Annotated in this window: 6 protein-coding genes and 1 pseudogene; all 7 read left to right on the top strand. The window is 60.4% G+C overall.

Translation table 11 applies throughout. From position 1 onward, the window contains the following. Positions 1-40: 40 nt before the first annotated feature. The 7 genes and pseudogenes from WS87_RS11385 to WS87_RS11355 all read left to right on the top strand — a co-directional run bounded on the left by WS87_RS11385 (position 41) and on the right by WS87_RS11355 (position 17,140). Positions 41-9,544, top strand: a complete 9,504-nt coding sequence (locus tag WS87_RS11385) for a two-partner secretion domain-containing protein (protein ID WP_236873182.1) — start codon at positions 41-43, stop codon at positions 9,542-9,544. After that, positions 9,541-9,810 (top strand): hypothetical protein, encoded by a 270-nt coding sequence (locus WS87_RS11380; RefSeq protein ID WP_059815611.1) that lies wholly within the window; start codon positions 9,541-9,543, stop codon positions 9,808-9,810. The genes WS87_RS11385 and WS87_RS11380 overlap by 4 nt, the downstream gene beginning before the upstream one ends. 181 nt (positions 9,811-9,991) lie before the next feature. Further along, a complete protein-coding gene (locus WS87_RS11375; protein ID WP_059815608.1) occupies positions 9,992-11,083 on the top strand; it encodes an IS5 family transposase in 1,092 nt (363 codons plus the stop codon). Positions 11,084-11,449: 366 nt separating this feature from the next. Then, a pseudogene (locus WS87_RS11370) lies at positions 11,450-13,846 on the top strand (hemagglutinin repeat-containing protein); the annotation flags it as partial. A gap of 1,411 nt (positions 13,847-15,257) precedes the next feature. Beyond that, entirely contained in the window at positions 15,258-15,584 is a 327-nt protein-coding gene (locus WS87_RS11360; RefSeq protein WP_059815602.1) for a hypothetical protein, read from the top strand. After that, positions 15,581-15,952, top strand: a complete 372-nt coding sequence (locus tag WS87_RS33555) for a hypothetical protein (RefSeq protein ID WP_159085659.1) — start codon at positions 15,581-15,583, stop codon at positions 15,950-15,952. Before WS87_RS11360 ends, WS87_RS33555 begins: the two co-directional genes overlap by 4 nt. A gap of 195 nt (positions 15,953-16,147) precedes the next feature. After that, a complete protein-coding gene (locus WS87_RS11355; protein WP_059816369.1) occupies positions 16,148-17,140 on the top strand; it encodes an IS5 family transposase in 993 nt (330 codons plus the stop codon). The last annotated feature ends 71 nt before the right edge of the window (positions 17,141-17,211 follow it).

Below are 17,211 nucleotides of genomic sequence, written 5' to 3'. Positions count from 1 at the left end.
CGCGACACCGGCCTGACATGCATTCAAGAATAAAACGATCATGAATTCCGGAATCTTTCGCTTGGTGTTCAGTGCCGTGCGCGGCATGCTGGTGGCAGTTGACGAGAACGCGTCGGCGCATGGGGGCAGCGAGCGCTCTCGTGTACAGCGCGCAGTTCGTCCTGCGACCGAGGATTCCGGAATCTCGATCTGGTTCGCGGCCCGGGCAACTGCGTTTGCCGCACTCTGTACGTTCGGCATGCAGCCCCTCATCGCCGAAGCGCAGGCTACGTTGCCGATCACGCCTGATCGTAGCGGTCCGACCCATCCGGTCGTCGGCGTGTCGGCATCAGGCGTGCCGCTCGTCAACATCACCGCACCGAAAAACGGCGTCTCGCTGAACAACTTCACGCAGTACAACGTGGGTACGAAGGGCGCGGTGCTGGTCAACAGCGGCCAGAATTCGCAAACGCAGCTCGCCGGCTGGGTCCAAGGCAATCCATTTCTCGGCAACAGCTCGGCCCGCGTGATCGTCAACCAGGTCACGTCGGGTAATCCCAGTCAGTTGCTCGGACCGACCGAGATCGCGGGCAATCGTGCGAACCTCGTGATCGCGAACCCGGCAGGCATCACCTGTTCGGGTTGCGGTTTTCTGAATGTGCCGCGTGTCACGCTGACGACCGGCGTGCCGACGTTCAATCCGGACGGCACGTTGGCGGGTTTCAATGTGACGCAAGGGCAGATCGGCATTGCCGGTGCGGGGCTCGATGCCCATGGCAGTGCGATCGACCTGATTTCGCGTGCGATGACGATCAACGGTCAGGTGTGGGCGGATTCGATCAATGCGGTCGCGGGCGCGAACCGTGTCGACTATGCGGGCAACGCCGCGCAGGCCCAGGCCGGCACTGGCGCGGCGCCAGGCGTCGCGATCGACGTGCAGGCACTGGGTAGCATGTTCGCCAATAGCGTCCGGATGATCGGGACCGAGGGAGGCGTGGGCGTGCGAGACGCGGGTGCTGTCACGTCACTGACCGGCGATATTCAAGTCTCGAACAACGGCGATGTGACGATTGCGCCGACCGCGCGCCTGCAGTCGGCCGCGAACACCCGGATCGATGGCACCAACGTCGCCCAGCAAGGCACGATTGTCAGTACGCAGACCACCGATCTGAACGCGTCGCAGGCATTGTCGAACGCAGGAACGATTTCGTCGGGCGGCAACACGAACCTCACTGCGGCAGCCTCGCTCAACAACAGCGGGCAGGCATACGCCGGGGCAGATTCCGCAGGTAATCTCGTCGGCGGTGGCTCCGTCACGGCACGCGCTGCGAATCTGACGAGCGGCGGCACGCTGGCAGCGGGCGATAACGTCAATCTGTTCGCAAACGACGTCACGCTCGACCACGGGACCGTGAATGCGGCCAGCGCAGTCAATGTCACGGCGAATGGCACGCTGTCGAACGTCGCCGGCACGATGAGCGGTCAGAACGTGACGCTGAATGCGGGGCAACTGGTCAACGACTCGGGCGTCATCAGTTCGCAGAACCTGGCGAACGTGACCGCGCAATCGGTATCGAACCGGTCCGGCACGTTGGTGGCCGATGCGCTGTCGCTGAACTCGTCCGGTCCGCTCGACAATACCCAAGGGCACATCACGGCGCGCACGGCGCAGATCGCTGCAACCGACCTGACGAACGTGGCCGGTGAGATCGGCACGTCGACGGGTACGTTGGCACTGACGGCGACCGGGAACGTAGCGAACGATAACGGGAAGATTGCAGGCGGCAATGGTCTCACGCTGACTGCGAATACGGTTTCCAACGCACAGGGCCAGATCGGCTCCGTGGCGGGCGATACCTCGCTCGATGTCACGCAATCACTGAACAACGCAAACGGCAAAGTTGCGTCCGGTAACGACCTGTCGATTCACACGGCCCATCTCGACAACTCGGTCGGATCGATCAGCGCACATGCCGCACAGATCACAGCGGCCGATGTCGTGAATACGGGCGGCAAGATCGGCACCACTGACGCACTGGCCGTGGCGGCGACGGGCGACGTCTCGAATCAGTCGGGCTCCATGGTCGGCGGCAACGGTCTGTCGGTGACGGCAAACAGCATTGGCAATGCGTCGGGCACGATCGGATCGGCCGCTGGCGACACGACGCTGCATGCGACGCAGTCGCTGACGAATACTGGCGGCACGGTGAGCTCGGCCAATGCACTCACCGTCGCAAGCGACACGATCGACAATACGGACGGCAGTATGACGGCCGTGCACGGTGCGCAAATCCAGACGGGGAATCTCGTCAACGCGGGCGGCCAGATCGGATCAACATCGGATGCATTGTCGCTGACGGCCACGCGCACGCTGTCGAATGATAGCGGCAAGCTGGTGGGGGCGACCGGGTTCACGGCAACCGCCGGCACACTGAGCAACCGTGCAGGCCAGATCGGCACGTCCACTGGCGATATGGCGCTGACCCTCTCTCAGGCACTCGACAATACGCAGGGCAAGATTACCGCAGCTGGCGCGCTGAACACGCAGGCCGGTACGTTCGACAATTCGCAAGGCACAGTGTCGGCGAATGCGACGAAGCTCGCTGTAGCAGGCGCACTGACGAATGCGGGCGGTACGATCGCGGCGACACGCGACACCACCGTGGCGGCGCAGACCGTGTCGAACCACGGCGGCACCATCGGTTCGGTTTCCGGCGCGTTGGCGGTGGCGACATCTGGCACGACGGACAACGCTGGTGGCAAGCTGCTGGCATCGGGCGACACGACCCTGACCAATGCGGGATTGCTGAACTCGGGCGGCACGGTCACGGGGGCGAACGTCACGCTCGCGTCCGGACAGGGGGCGATCGACAACACGCTCGGTAAAGTGGCGGCAAGCCAATCACTGACGAGCCGGTCGGGGGCGTTCGACAACCGGTCGGGTTTGGTTCAGGCAACGTGCGCCGCCGACATCGATACGCACGGCCAGACCTTCGACAACAGCGTGATGGCGGGGCAGTCCGCGGGTGGTCAGGTGCTCGGCAATGGCGTCACGTTGGCAACCGGAGCGCTGAACAACGCAGGTGGCGCCATCTCGTCGAGCGGTGCCGCGACCGTCAACGCCTCATCCGTGACGAACGATACGGGGTCGCTCGTGGCGGACGGTGCATTGACAGTGCGAAGCACCGGAACGGTGTCGAACGTGGTCGGCCAGATCGGCGGCAACCGAGACGTAACGGTCTCCGGTACGACGGTCGACAACACGCGCGGAGCCATGCACGCGAGCGGTGCGCTGTCGGTGACGGGCGATACGATTCGCAATGCACAGACCGCCAATTCGACGCTGCCGACGACGGCGGGCGTGCCGGGGCTGACGGCCGGGATGGAGGGCGCAAGCATTACGCTGAACGCCAACCAGGCGATCGACAATACGTCCGGCTCGATTCGCGCGGACAAGGATGCGAAGCTCACTGCACCGACTATCGACAACACGTCGGGCAGCATTCAGTCGAAAGGCACGGCAACATTGGCAGCGTCGAATACGCTGATCAACAGCCAGGGCGACATCAACGGCGGCCAGCAACTGACGGTCTCGACCGGGACGCTCAACAACGGCGGCAAGCTCCAATCGGCCGGCGACGTCAATGTGACGACGCAAGGCGATCTGACCAACACCGGCCAGATTCTGGCGGGCCATGATCTGACGGCCACGGCTGGCGGCACGCTCGACAACAGCGGCACACTGTCGGCAGGCAATGTTGCCAATGTGAACGCAAATTCCATTCAGAACCGCGCGACAGGCGAGATTTTCGGTGGGAACGCTACGAACGTCCACGCGAACCAGTCGATTACGAACGAAGGTCTGATCGACGGCGGCACCACGACGGTGACGGCGGGGGACACCATCACGAATGCGGGTGGCCGGATCTATGGCGATACGGTCGCGGTGGGCGCGAACACAGTCGTGAACGACCAGAACGCCCAGGGCGTGGGCGGTGTGATTGCGTCGCGCGGCGACCTCGACATTGGCGCGCAGACATTCAAAAACAAGAACAATGCACTGATCTACGCGAGCAACGACATTCGCGTCGGCGGCGCGCTGGATGCGAACCATCGGGCAACCGGCAGCGCCCAACTCGTGACGAACAACGGCGCGCAGATCGACGCGGGTCGTGACATCACGATCAGCGCAAACCGGTTCGAAAACCTGAATTCGAATTTCCAGACTTCTACGGTCACGACCGACAGCGGTAACCAGCTGTGGTACCAGGTCCCCGGCTCGACCGAGAAGATCGATCCTTCCACTGTTTACCTGTACCAGAAGAACAGTCAGGAAATTCATCCGGGTACGGACTACCAGTGGGCGTTGGATGACGACCAGAAGTTCATTCTGTTGCCGTCGACCAGATATCCGTTTGCCGACTATGCGAAGTACACGATGAACGGTGTGGCTGGCAAGATCGACAATACCGCGTATCCCGCAAGCAATTTCGGTACAGGAGATGTGGCGTCTCAGACCGGCGCGTATCGAACGGTGCCGGCCGACATCTGGACGACGTTCGGTGTGACGCCGCCGCCCGACGCAAATCCGGCATGGACCAAGTCTGGACCGTTTTGGATGTCGGCGATGGCAGGTTTGCTCGCAGGTAGAAGCAACGTCGGTAGCAACTGGTTTTCCATCAAGGCCCCCACTGAAGCGGACGTAACGGGTGCAAAACCGAATCCCTTCGATCCACAGAGCCCGTCGTGCCTGACTTCGACCAATGCGGCTTGCGCGCCTTTCCAGCAGTGGTACAAGGCGACCGTTACCGCCTACCAGAACCTGAACCAGGCGCTCGTTGCGTATAACGGGGACGTTGCGAGCCGGCTCGTGCAGACCTATACCGTATACGCGGTCGACGTGAAATCGACCAAGGACGTGGTAACGGCTTCGCAACCCGGCACGATTACGTCTGGCCGACATATCACGATCAACACGCCCTCCGGCGTCAACGACAAGAGCCAGATCGTGGCCGGCGACGGCAACAATCCGGCGAACGTGCAGAACATCGGTGCGACAGGCACCGAGACCTTCACGGGCTCGGGCAAGGCAATCTATACCTGGGTCCAGTCGGGCGGTGCCTTCAGTGGTGACGAGCGTGCAACCTCCACGACCAACTACTCGCCGGCTATTCCGTCACAAACGATCGATCTGCCGGTGGTGCTGACCGATCCGAGCAAACCGTCCAATCCGATCAAGAGTGTGGCCGCGGCGACGTCCGTTGCGCAGGGCGCAAGCGGTACGGGCGTGACGCCGGTGGCGGGCAAGGATGTCGGCGGCCAAGTGTTGATCGGCTCGGGTGTGTCGGGTGTCGGTGTGGGGGAGGTATCGGCCGTGAAGGCGAACGTGGGCGACGTCGTCGTGCGAACGGTGACGCCGAACACGCGTTTGCCCAACAATGCGCTGTATCAGGTCACGAGCGATCCAGGTAGCCACTTCCTGGTCGAGACGGACCCGCGCTTTACCGATTATCGGAAGTGGCTGTCGAGCGACACGATGCTGGATGCGCTCAAGGTCGACCCGAATACGGTTCTCAAGCGTATCGGCGACGGCTTCTACGAGCAGCAACTGATTCAGCAACAGATCATCCAGACGACCGGCCAGCGTTTCGTTGGCGACTACACGGACAACCAGAGCGAATACGAAGCGCTGATGGCGAGTGGCGTGAAGGCGTCGCAGCAGTTCGGGCTGAACGTCGGTACGGCACTGACCGACGCGCAAATGGCCGCGCTGACGAGCGACATCGTCTGGCTCGTGAATCAGACGGTGACGTTGCCGGACGGTAGCCGGCAAACCGTGCTTGTGCCGCAGGTCTATCTGCACGCGAACGCGGCGGACGTGACGGGAGAAGGCACGATCATCTCCGGCAAGAACGTCACGGTCGACGCCAACGGCGCGTACAAGAACTCGGGCACGATCGCGAGCCGCAACGTCACGATCATCCATGCGGATTCGATCGACAACAGCGGTACGGTGTCGGGCGGAACGGTGCTCGCCGGCGCGAACCAGGATCTCAATAATCTTGGTGGGTTGATTCAAGGCAACACCGTAGCGCTGTCGGCCGGCCGTGACCTAAACCTGACGAGCACGACCAGTTCGGCGAAAGCGGCGAATGGCAGCGCGACCGGTATCGATCGCGTATCGACGGTCAATGCCGGCACGCTGCAGGCTGTTGCCGGTCGGGACTTGAACGCCAATGCAGCTGTTATCGCGACGACCGGCGACGCGGTGCTGGCAGCGAACAACGACGTCAATCTGAATGCGGTTCGCCAGAGCAGTCAGGACGCGGTGAAGTGGGACGCCCGCAATCACGCCGAACACTCGGCGTCGAGCGATACGGGCACGCAGATCGCGACGGGCGGCAACCTGGCGATAGTCGCCGGCCATGACGTGAATGCGACGGCTGCGTACGCCAACGCGCAGGGCGCAATTGGCGTGAGTGCCGGGCACGATGTCAACCTGAACGCCGGCGAGCAGAGCGCGAGCGCGAACGACGAGCACTATCGCAAGGAGAACGGCTTCCTGTCGTCGAAGTCGACACACACGATCGATTCGAGCAGCTACACGAATGCGGTCGGTACGACGTTGTCGGGCAGCACGGTTGCGGTGCAGGCCGGCAACGACCTGACGGCGAAGGCCGCAACGATCGCGGCGACCAACGACGTGAGCCTTTCTGCCGGCCACGACGTGACGGTCACGACAGCGGATACGGCTTCGAGCGAGTATCACTACAAGGACGTAAAGAAGTCCGGCCTCGGCAGTGCGGGCGCCGGGATTTCGTATGGCACGAACCAGACGATCGACACCAGCCGCGATACGGTGAAGGGTTCGCAGGGCAGCTTGATCGGCAGCACGGACGGTAGCGTGTCGATGGTGGCGGGCAACAAGCTCCATGTGACAGGTTCCGACATCGTTGCAGGCAAGGACGTGACCGGCGTCGCGAAGGAAGTGACGATCGATGCGTCGCAAACGGACCGTCATCACGAAGAAACTCACGAGGTGAAAAGTTCGGGTTTCACGCTCGCGGTGAAGTCGCCGGTGATCGATGCGATCCAGAACGTCAATCAACAGGCGCAGGGCGCGGGCGGCAGTCAGGACGGCCGGGCGGCAGCGCTGCACGCAATTGCGGCAGCGGGCGGCATGGCCGATCTGGTCGGTGCGACCGGCAACATGACGAATGCACTGAACGATCCGAAGGGCAAGGTCGAGGCGAAGGTTGAACTGAGCTTTGGCTCGTCTCACAGCAAGTCGACGTTCACCGAGAACAGTACGCAGAACAACGGCAGCAGCGTGAAGGCTGGCGGCACGGCTGCGTTCGTCGCAACGGGTGACAAGAACGCAGACGCCGGACAGGGCAACGTGACGATACAGGGATCGGACGTGACCGCGAAGGATGTGTTGTTGCAGGCGACGAACACGGTCAACCTGGTCAATAGCACGGACACGGACAGCACGCGCAGCACGAACGAGTCGAAGAGTGCGAGTGTGGGCGTTTCGTATGGCACGGGTGGGTTTGGCGTGTCGGCGTCGATGTCGCGCGCGCACGGCGACGCGAACTCGGATGCAGCGACGCAGAACAATACGCACATCAACGCGAGTAACACGGCAACGATCATCAGCGGAGGCGACACCAATATCGTCGGCGCGAACGTCAACGCGAACAAGGTGATCGCGGATGTTGGCGGCAACCTGAATCTCGCGTCGGTGCAGGATACGAGCCATAGCGAGGCCCACCAGAGCAGTTCGGGCGGCGGGTTCAGCGTCAGCCAGGGCGGCGGCAGCGCGAGTTTCAGCGCGCAGAGTGGTCATGCGAGCGGCAATTACGCGGGCGTGAACGAGCAAGCCGGTATCCAGGCTGGCGATGGCGGATTCGACATCAGCGTGAAGGGCAATACGGACCTGAAGGGCGCGTATATCGCCAGTACGGCGACGCCAGACAAGAACCAGCTGACGACTGGAACGCTGTCCTTCTCGGATATTCAGAACAGCTCGAGCTACAACGCCAGCAGCTTCGGGATTAGTGCGGGTGGCGGCGTCGGTGACGGTGGGAACAACTACGCCACGCACGGCCAGGCGAGCGGTAAGAATACAGGCGGTGCATTGCCGCTCTACGTGAGCGAGAGCGACAGCAGTAACGCAACCACCAAGAGCGCAATCAGTGCCGGCAACACCACGATCACGGACAAGGCGAACCAGAAGCAGGATGTGGCGACGCTGAATCGTGATACGTCGGGTCTGAATGGCACGGTCAGCAAGACCCCGGATCTGCAACAGGTGTTGAGCAACCAGTCGGATCTGATCAATGCGGCTCAGGCGGCGGCGGAGGCGATCGCAAAGCAGATTGGCAGCTACGCGGACAGGAAGGAGAAAGCCGCACGCGATGCCGCTGCCGCGACCGACGATCCTGCGCTCAAGGCGCAATATTTGCAGGACGCGAAGAACTGGGCTGAAGGCGGTGATAATCGTGTTGCTCTGCACATCGCAGGCGGTGCGCTCACCGGTGGATTGACGGCGGGCGGGCTGGGTGCGGCAGGCGGTGCAGCTGGTGCCGGGCTGTCGGCGAAGCTCGCTCCGGAACTGACGGAAATCGCGCAATCGATCAAGGATGCGGGTCCGACCGGCAACAAGAACGTCGACGAACTGCTGGGTAACGTGACTTCGACCCTGCTGGCCGGTGGTGCCGGCGCGCTCGTCGGCGGAGGGACCGGTGCGTTGACGGGCGCGGCGGTCGATCGATTCAATCGGCAACTGCATCCGGAAGAAAAGACGCTCGCGAAGCAGCTGGCAGAGAAGAGCAAAGGTAAATATACCCAAGCGCAGATCGAGGATCAAATGCGAATCATGGGTGTGTCGGTTGATGGCCAGCATCAATCAGGTGCGCCGGAGACGCTGGTGGGGCAAGCGCCGACGGACTCTGAGGCTAAATGGATTTATGCGGGTTCGACGGCCGACGGGAAACCAATTCTGACCCAGGCAACGGCACAGGTGAATTCGGATCTGCAGGCATACATCGTGGCAAACGCGAACTCGGCTGCGCCTGGTCAGGTGCCGAGCCAATTTAACTATGATCGTTCTACAGGCGGCGGGCCGGGATTCAATCTGACGGGACCGTTTACGAAGTTCGACCAGTCGGATACGAACTATGTGAAGGGCGCGACTGCGGATACGGCCTCGATGGTGTCGAATACTGCAGGGTGGATTTCGTCGACTGCGGCAACTGGGGCCGCCGTGCCATCACCCTTTGCTCCAGCGTTTGGAACAATTGCCTACGGAGCGACGGTCGTAGGTATCGGAGCTGACGCCGTGTCTCAACTGGTAAGTCCCAATGCAGGTCAATACACTTACGAAGGTGCTTTGGCACTGGGTGGTCAAGTGGTTGGAGATAAGGTTCCTATCGCGTCGCTGGTAATCAATGGCGCATCCGAATTCATAAAAAAGCAGCCATTCTCAACAACGATCGGCAACTGGGTAGGCCAACAGTTGAATTCGATTTTCGGTCCGAGTGCTGACAAGGGAAAGAAATGAGACTCATCGAAGACGGTAATTTCTCAGGGTGGCTTAGAGTTGTCCTTTTTTTAGTTGGCTTGGGCCTGGTTGTGGGCGGGCTTGGACTTGATCAAATGCCCCGATGGATCAGAGCTGGGGCGTTCCTCTTTGGTTTTGCGGTGATGGCCCTTGGCGGAATTTCCAGTCGAGCACATATGCTGAAGATCAAGCCGTTCGATAACAGTTACAAAAAGGCGCGCAAGAGCTACGAAGTGAAGGCCGACGAGTCGGATAAGTCAAGATGATAATTAATTAAGTTGCTTTGAGCGAAGTAATAATTTAAATATATTTTCGCTTAGAAAATAAAAGCCATGATGAAAATCCGATACCTTGCTGCACTTTTCTTGTCGCACATTAGCAGACCGTTGAAATACGTCGGTCCGTCCTGCACGATGTAGGCTCCCGAGATCAAGGAAGAGCAGGCAGATGCGAGGCGCGGACGGTTACAACGAATCGTTGTTCAGCACGGTAAGGCTAGAGGAATTTGTTCCGCAGGCGCATCCGCTGCGCCAGATCCGGACGTGGCTGAACGAAGCACTGTCGAAGATGGATGCGAAGTTCTCGGCGATGTACGAAGTCGACGTGAAGGGAGGCCGACCGAGCATCGCGCCTGAGAAACTGATGCGGGCGATACTGTTGCAGGTGCTGTACAGCATCCGCAGCGAGCGGCAACTGGTCGAGCAGATCTCGTACAACCAGCTGTTCCGGTGGTTCGTAGGCCTGTCGATCAAGGATGCGGTTTGGAACCACTCGGTGTTCAGCAAGAACCGGGATCGGCTACTGGAATTCGACGCGGTGACGGAGCTGTTCAACGCGACGGTGGAAACGACGCAGAAACGGGGCCTGCTGTCGGGCGAACATTTCAGCGTCGATGGCACACTGATTCAGGCCTGGGCTAGCCACAAGAGCATCCGTCGCAAAGATGGTAGCGACGGCGACCGGCCGCCAGGCAACTGGCACGGCCAGCCGCGCAGCAACGAAACCCATGAATCGAAGAGCGACGGTGACAGCCGCCTGTACCGAAAGAGCAATGTTGCACCGGCGCTGCCGAGCTATCTCGGTCATGTGCTGACCGACAATCGGCACGGTCTGGTGGTCAATGTACAGGCCAGCCGGGGGAATGGCCGAGCCGAACGCGACGTTGCCGCCGAGATGTTGCAGGACGTCGCGCGACCAGATCGACGCATCACGGTCGGGGCCGACAAGGGTTACGACACGCGCGGGTTCATCAAGGCTTGCCGGGACGCGAACGTGACGCCGCATGTGGCGCGGAACACGAAACGCAGCGGCGGCAGCGCGATCGATAAACGCACGACGCGGCACCTGGGCTACGCGCTGAGCCAGCGCAAACGGAAATGCATTGAGCAGTGCTTCGGCTGGGGCAAGACGATAGGCCCGCTGCGACAGGTCATGGTTCGTGGTCTCGAGAAAGTGGACCAACTGCTGACTCTGACGATGGCAGCCTACAACCTGACGCGGTTGAGATCGCTGGCCGCGTTGCGCCCGCAGAGCGCCTGAGGTAGCAGAGTGGGCACCGGGAAGCCCGCGACGTTGATCCATTCGCATTGAAATCGGCAGAGCGAGCCGAAATCGAACGCTTCGCGGTGATCGTCGTGAACGGCGGAAGGGAAAATACGTCAGGACGGACAGTAATTCAACGGCTTGTTAGCTAGCCGAGACTGATGCATGGAGGTAAAAAACATCGAACCCGGCCATGGCCGGGTTCGATGTTTGTGTGTGTGGCTGTTCAGTCGGAGATGAGCGAGTGCGCTGTCTGATGTGCTGCGGGTCATGGGCGCGCCGGCGATCATGTAGTGACGATCGCCGCGGAAGAGGACATGCTGACCGGGGAGGAATCCGGCGTAAGCGAGCAGGTCATCGGCGATCTGCATCCAGGGCAACCTGGCGATAGTCGCCGGCCACGACGTGAATGCGACGGCTGCGTACGCCAACGCGCAGGGCGCAATTGGCGTGAGCGCCGGGCACGATGTCAACCTGAACGCCGGCGAGCAGAGCGCGAGCGCGAACGACGAGCACTATCGCAAGGAGAACGGCTTCCTGTCGTCGAAGTCGACACACACGATCGATTCGAGCAGCTACACGAATGCGGTCGGTACGACGTTGTCGGGCAGCACGGTTGCGGTGCAGGCCGGCAACGACCTGACGGCGAAGGCCGCAACGATCGCGGCGACCAACGACGTGAGCCTTTCTGCCGGCCACGACGTGACGGTCACGACAGCGGATACGGCTTCGAGCGAGTATCACTACAAGGACGTGAAGAAGTCCGGCCTCGGCAGCGCGGGCGCCGGGATCTCGTATGGCACGAACCAGACGATCGACACCAGCCGCGATACGGTGAAGGGTTCGCAGGGCAGCTTGATCGGCAGCACGGACGGTAGCGTGTCGATGGTGGCGGGCAACAAGCTCCATGTGACAGGTTCCGACATCGTTGCGGGCAAGGACGTGACCGGCGTCGCGAAGGAAGTGACGATCGATGCGTCGCAAACGGATCGTCATCACGAAGAAACTCACGAGGTGAAAAGTTCGGGTTTCACGCTGGCCGTGAAGTCGCCGGTGATCGATGCGATCCAGAACGTGAATCAACAGGCGCAGGGCGCGGGCGGCAGTCAGGACGGCCGGGCGGCAGCGCTTCATGCGATTGCGGCGGCGGGTGGGATGGCGGATCTGGTCGGTGCGACCGGCAGCATGACCAAGGCACTGAACGATCCGAAGGGCAAGGTCGAGGCGAAGGTTGAACTGAGTTTTGGCTCGTCTCACAGCAAGTCGACGTTCACCGAGAACAGTACGCAGAACAACGGCAGCAGCGTGAAGGCCGGCGGTACGGCGGCGTTCGTGGCGACGGGTGACAAGAACGCCGGGCAGGGTAACGTGACGATCCAGGGATCGGACGTGACCGCGAAGGATGTGCTGTTGCAGGCAACGAACAAGATCAATCTGGTCAACAGCACGGACACCGACAGCACGCGCAGCACGAACGAGTCGAAGAGTGCAAGCGTGGGCGTTTCGTATGGCACGGGCGGGTTTGGCGTGTCGGCGTCGATGTCGCGCGCGCACGGCGACGCGAACTCGGATGCAGCGACGCAGAACAATACGCACATCAACGCGAGTAACACGGCAACGATCATCAGTGGCGGCGACACCAATATCGTCGGCGCGAACGTCAACGCGAACAAGGTGATCGCGGATGTTGGCGGCAACCTGAATCTCGCGTCGGTGCAGGATACGAGCCATAGCGAGGCCCACCAGAGCAGTTCGGGCGGCGGGTTCAGCGTCAGCCAGGGCGGCGGCAGCGCGAGTTTCAGCGCGCAGAGCGGTCATGCGAGCGGCAATTACGCGGGCGTGAACGAGCAGGCCGGTATCCAGGCTGGCGACGGCGGATTCGACATCAGCGTGAAGGGCAATACGGACCTGAAGGGGGCGTATATCGCCAGTACGGCGACGCCGGACAAGAACCAGCTGACGACCGGGACGCTGTCCTTCTCGGATATTCAGAACCGCTCGAGCTACAACGCGAGCAGCTTTGGGATCAGTGCCGGTGGCGGCGTTGGCGACGGTGGGAACAACTACGCCACGCACGGTCAGGCGAGCGGCAAGAATACGGGTGGTGCATTGCCGCTCTACGTGAGCGAGAGCGACAGCAGCAACGCGACCACGAAGAGTGCGATCAGCGCGGGCAATGTCACGATCACGGACACGGCAAACCAGAAGCAGGATGTGGCGACGCTCAATCGTGATACGTCGGGCCTGAATGGCACGGTCAGCAAGACCCCGGATCTGCAACAGGTCCTGAGCAGTCAGTCAGATCTGATCAACGCCGCGCAGGCGGCGTCGGAGGCGATCGCAAAGCAGATTGGCAGCTATGCGGACAGGAAGCGGGAGTCGGCACAGAAGAATGCCGACAGCGCAACCGATCCTACGCTCAAGGCACAGTATCAGCAGGAGGCTGACAGTTGGGCTGAGGGCGGTGACAACCGTGTTGCGCTGCATATCGCCGGAGGGGCGCTGACCGGCGGGTTGACCGGTGGAGGCTTGGGTGCTGTCGGTGGAGCTGCAGGTGCTGGCGTGTCGGCGAAGCTCGCACCGCAACTGAATGAAATCGCGCAGTCGATCAAGGATGCGGGGCCGACCGGAAATGCAAATGTCGACGAGCTGCTCGGCAACGTGACCTCGAACCTGCTGGCAGGTGGGGCCGGCGCGCTTGTAGGTGGCGGAACCGGCGCGTTGACCGGTGCCAGTGTGGATCGTTTCAATCGACAACTCCATCCGGATGAGTATTCGAGAGCGAAGAAGGATGCGAAGATTGTTGCGGAAAAGCTTGGAATAAGCGTGGAACAAGCAGAGGGCCGGATAGTTGCCGAGATTCTGAGGAACTCCGATAAGCAGACGGCGGAGGCATCTGGCGGTAAACACGATTACGAGATTCGTAGCGTCATCGGCTGTCAGAACTTGAATTGCAACGGCTACAAGAACGATCCGGAATATGCAAATCACACTTACAACAGTCAGTACATCAAGCCAAATCAGGGCGCGTACGACCTTGGACAGCAGCAGTTGGCTCGAGGGCAGACGTATAACGACCTAGTGACGTCGAATATGAAGAAGGACCCAGTGGGAACGACGTTGGCAGGCGGGGGGATGATCGGGCTCGGGTTGGTGACGGGAGGTTCGTTGGCCCCGGTCGGCATGATGGGTATCGGGGCGGCAGTTGGACTGATGGCGAATGGCGGTGTGCAACTCACGGGTAATCAGCCGTTTGACTGGACGGGTTTTGCGCTGGCGGGCGCGACGGGGGCTGCATCCACGGGGATGAAGTTTGTTCCCGTGTTCCTGACAGGGGTCGGCGGTGCGTTGACCGGTTCGGCACTACAAGGACAGAATCCGAATGGAGCAATGGTGGGGGCGGCGGTGGGGACGGCGATTGGGTACCCGATCGGCTCTAAAATCGAAGGTAGACTCAATGACGCGCTGAACCCTTGGTACCGGCAGGAGTGGCAGAGTATCGGTATGGGTATTTCGAAATATGTTCCCCCGAGTGTATTGCCATCATGGCTGGGTGGGGCAGTTGGGGGCGTGACACAAGAAAAAGCCGGTGGATTGGTTCAAAATGGATTGAATGGAGCTGTGAATAAATGAGGCTTAATAAAAATTTTGAATTACTTCGTTGGGCATATTATTTTTTATTTTGGTTTTTAGGTATGGGGATTAGTGTGGTTATTGTTGAGCTGGCGGCTAGTCCTGCATTGCAATGGTTGCTATACGACGCTCCGTATCAGCTGCCGACGTGGAACCGGGTTGGTAGGATGGCGGTGTTTGTAGTTCTGTTCAGTCTCGCGTCTGGCACGCTAATATGGTTCTACGAAAAAAAGAGATCAGGCCGCTAGGATTCGAACGCTTTCCTTTTCAGACGTCCAGAACAGCGTGAGCAGCTTTGGGATCAGTGCTGGTTGCTGTGTGCGATTGCCAGACAGGGCATTGGGTCAGTCTTGTTGCGCATGCTTCGGCGCGTCAAAAGTGCGGCTTTTGACTATTATTTCCTCACTGTAGCCCGGCATTTATGGGTTGGCATACTCATGTGCCCGTCATTTCGATGAGCGGCGGCGTTGATGGCTGAGGCATCGGGGGGAAAGCACGATTACGAAGTTCGGAGCATCGTGGGCTGCCGAAATCTGAATTGCGCCGGTTACAAGAACGACCCGCAGTATGCGATCACGCTTACAACAGCGAGTACATCAAGCCGAATCAGGATGCGTATGACCGAGGACAGCAGCAGTTGGGCCACGGGCAGACGTATAACGATCTGGTGACGTCGAATACGAAGCAGGACCCGGTGGGAATGACGTTGGCTGGAGTGGGGATGATCGGACTCGGGATGGTGACGGCTGGTGGCATTCCGACTCCTGCTGGCATGGCGACGGGCGGTAGCATTGGCGCTGCAGTGAACGCCGGTGCTCAGTATGTCTTCAATGACGGGAAGATTACTTTATTGATACTGCGATGACCGGCGTCGCAGGAGCGTTGACGTTTGGTACGGGTTTATCACCGGGCCTGCTGATGAATACGGGTGCTGCTCTGACCGGTTCGGCTCCCCAGGGAGGCAATCCGAACATGGGTATGGCCGGCGCAGCCGCTGGATCTCTGATTGGTTATGGTGCAGGCGGAAAAGTTGCGGGAATATTGAATCAAAAATTCAACCCGTGGTATCGGCCGGATTGGATTGATTTGGGGCTTGGAGTATCAAAATATGTGCCGCCAAGTGCATTGCCGTCGGTAGGTGGAACGGTTGCGGGTGCGGTTGGATCAGAAAGCGCCGGTGGCAGTGTGAATGCAATATTTAATCGTGATGTTTCTCGACCTTTCAATCAATGATGAAATTTAAGCGCGAACTGGCGACCATTGTCTATTTTTTTATATTCTTTTCGCTGATATTTGTTGTGATTGGAGTTTTCTTTGAGTTTCTGGTGTGGCCAGGGTTAGGGAAACACTGATTTAACCAACTCGGCGGTCATCGCTGACGTAGCCGAGAACGTTGTAGAAGGCAGTTCACGGAACGGACCCTCGATGATGAAGCGGCAGATGAGCTTTGCGGAAGCGGAAAGCGCGGGCAAGAAGCGCGTGACCCGGCGTCAGCGTTTCCTGGACGAGATGGAGAAGCTCGTGCCGTGGTCGCGGTTGCTGACGGCGATCGAGCCGTACTACCCGAAGGGTGAGCGCGGCCGTCCGCCGATAGGTCTGGAGCGGATGCTTCGAATCTATTTCCTGCAGCAGTGGTACGGCCTGTCGGACGAAGGTCTGGAAGACACGCTGTACGACAGCATCGCGATGCGTGCCTTCGCGGGAATCGATCTGGCTGTCGAGAATGTGCCGGATGCGACCACGCTGCTGAAGTTCCGGCGCCTGCTGCTCGAGCATGACCTGACGCGCAAGCTGTTCGATGAGATCGGTATCTCGCTGTGCGAACGCGGGCTGATGATGAAGGAAGGTACCTTGGTCGACGCGACGATCATCGAAGCGCCGTCGTCGACCAAGAACGCCGAGAAGAGCCGCGACCCGGAGATGCATCAGACGAAGAAAGGAAACGCCTGGCACTTTGGGATGAAGGCCCATCTCGGGGTCGACGCCGATTCGGGACTGGTTCACAGCGTGGTGGGCACGGCGGCCAACGTGTCCGACGTTTCGCAGGCTCACGCCCTGCTGCACGGGCATGAAGATGAAGCGTTCGGCGATGCGGGCTACATCGGTGTGGACAAACGCGACGAAATGAAGGGCAAGCCGGTGAAATGGCGTGTGGCGGCCAAGCGCGGAAAGATCAAGGCGATGCAGGACGGTCCGCTGAAGGATCTCGTGACCGCGGTCGAGCGAACCAAGGCGCAAATCCGCGCGCGGGTCGAGCATCCGTTTCATATCGTCAAGAACCTGTTCCGTTATCGCAAGGTGCGCTACAAGGGACTGTCCAAGAACACGGCGCAGCTGTTCAGTCTGTTCGCTCTGGCGAACCTCGTGATCGCGCGAAACCGGCTGCGGTCGGTTCATGGGAGCAGACCGTCATGTGTGTGAAAAATGCGGAAAATGAGGCGCATCCTCGCGTCAAATTCCCCCGAATTGGGGGCGCTTTGCTTCATTGTCCG

The organism is Burkholderia sp. MSMB0856, assembly GCF_001524645.2.
Classification (GTDB): domain Bacteria; phylum Pseudomonadota; class Gammaproteobacteria; order Burkholderiales; family Burkholderiaceae; genus Burkholderia; species Burkholderia diffusa.
Note: the sequence above shows the minus strand (reverse complement) of the source record. Positions and strands in the feature narration are given on the sequence as shown.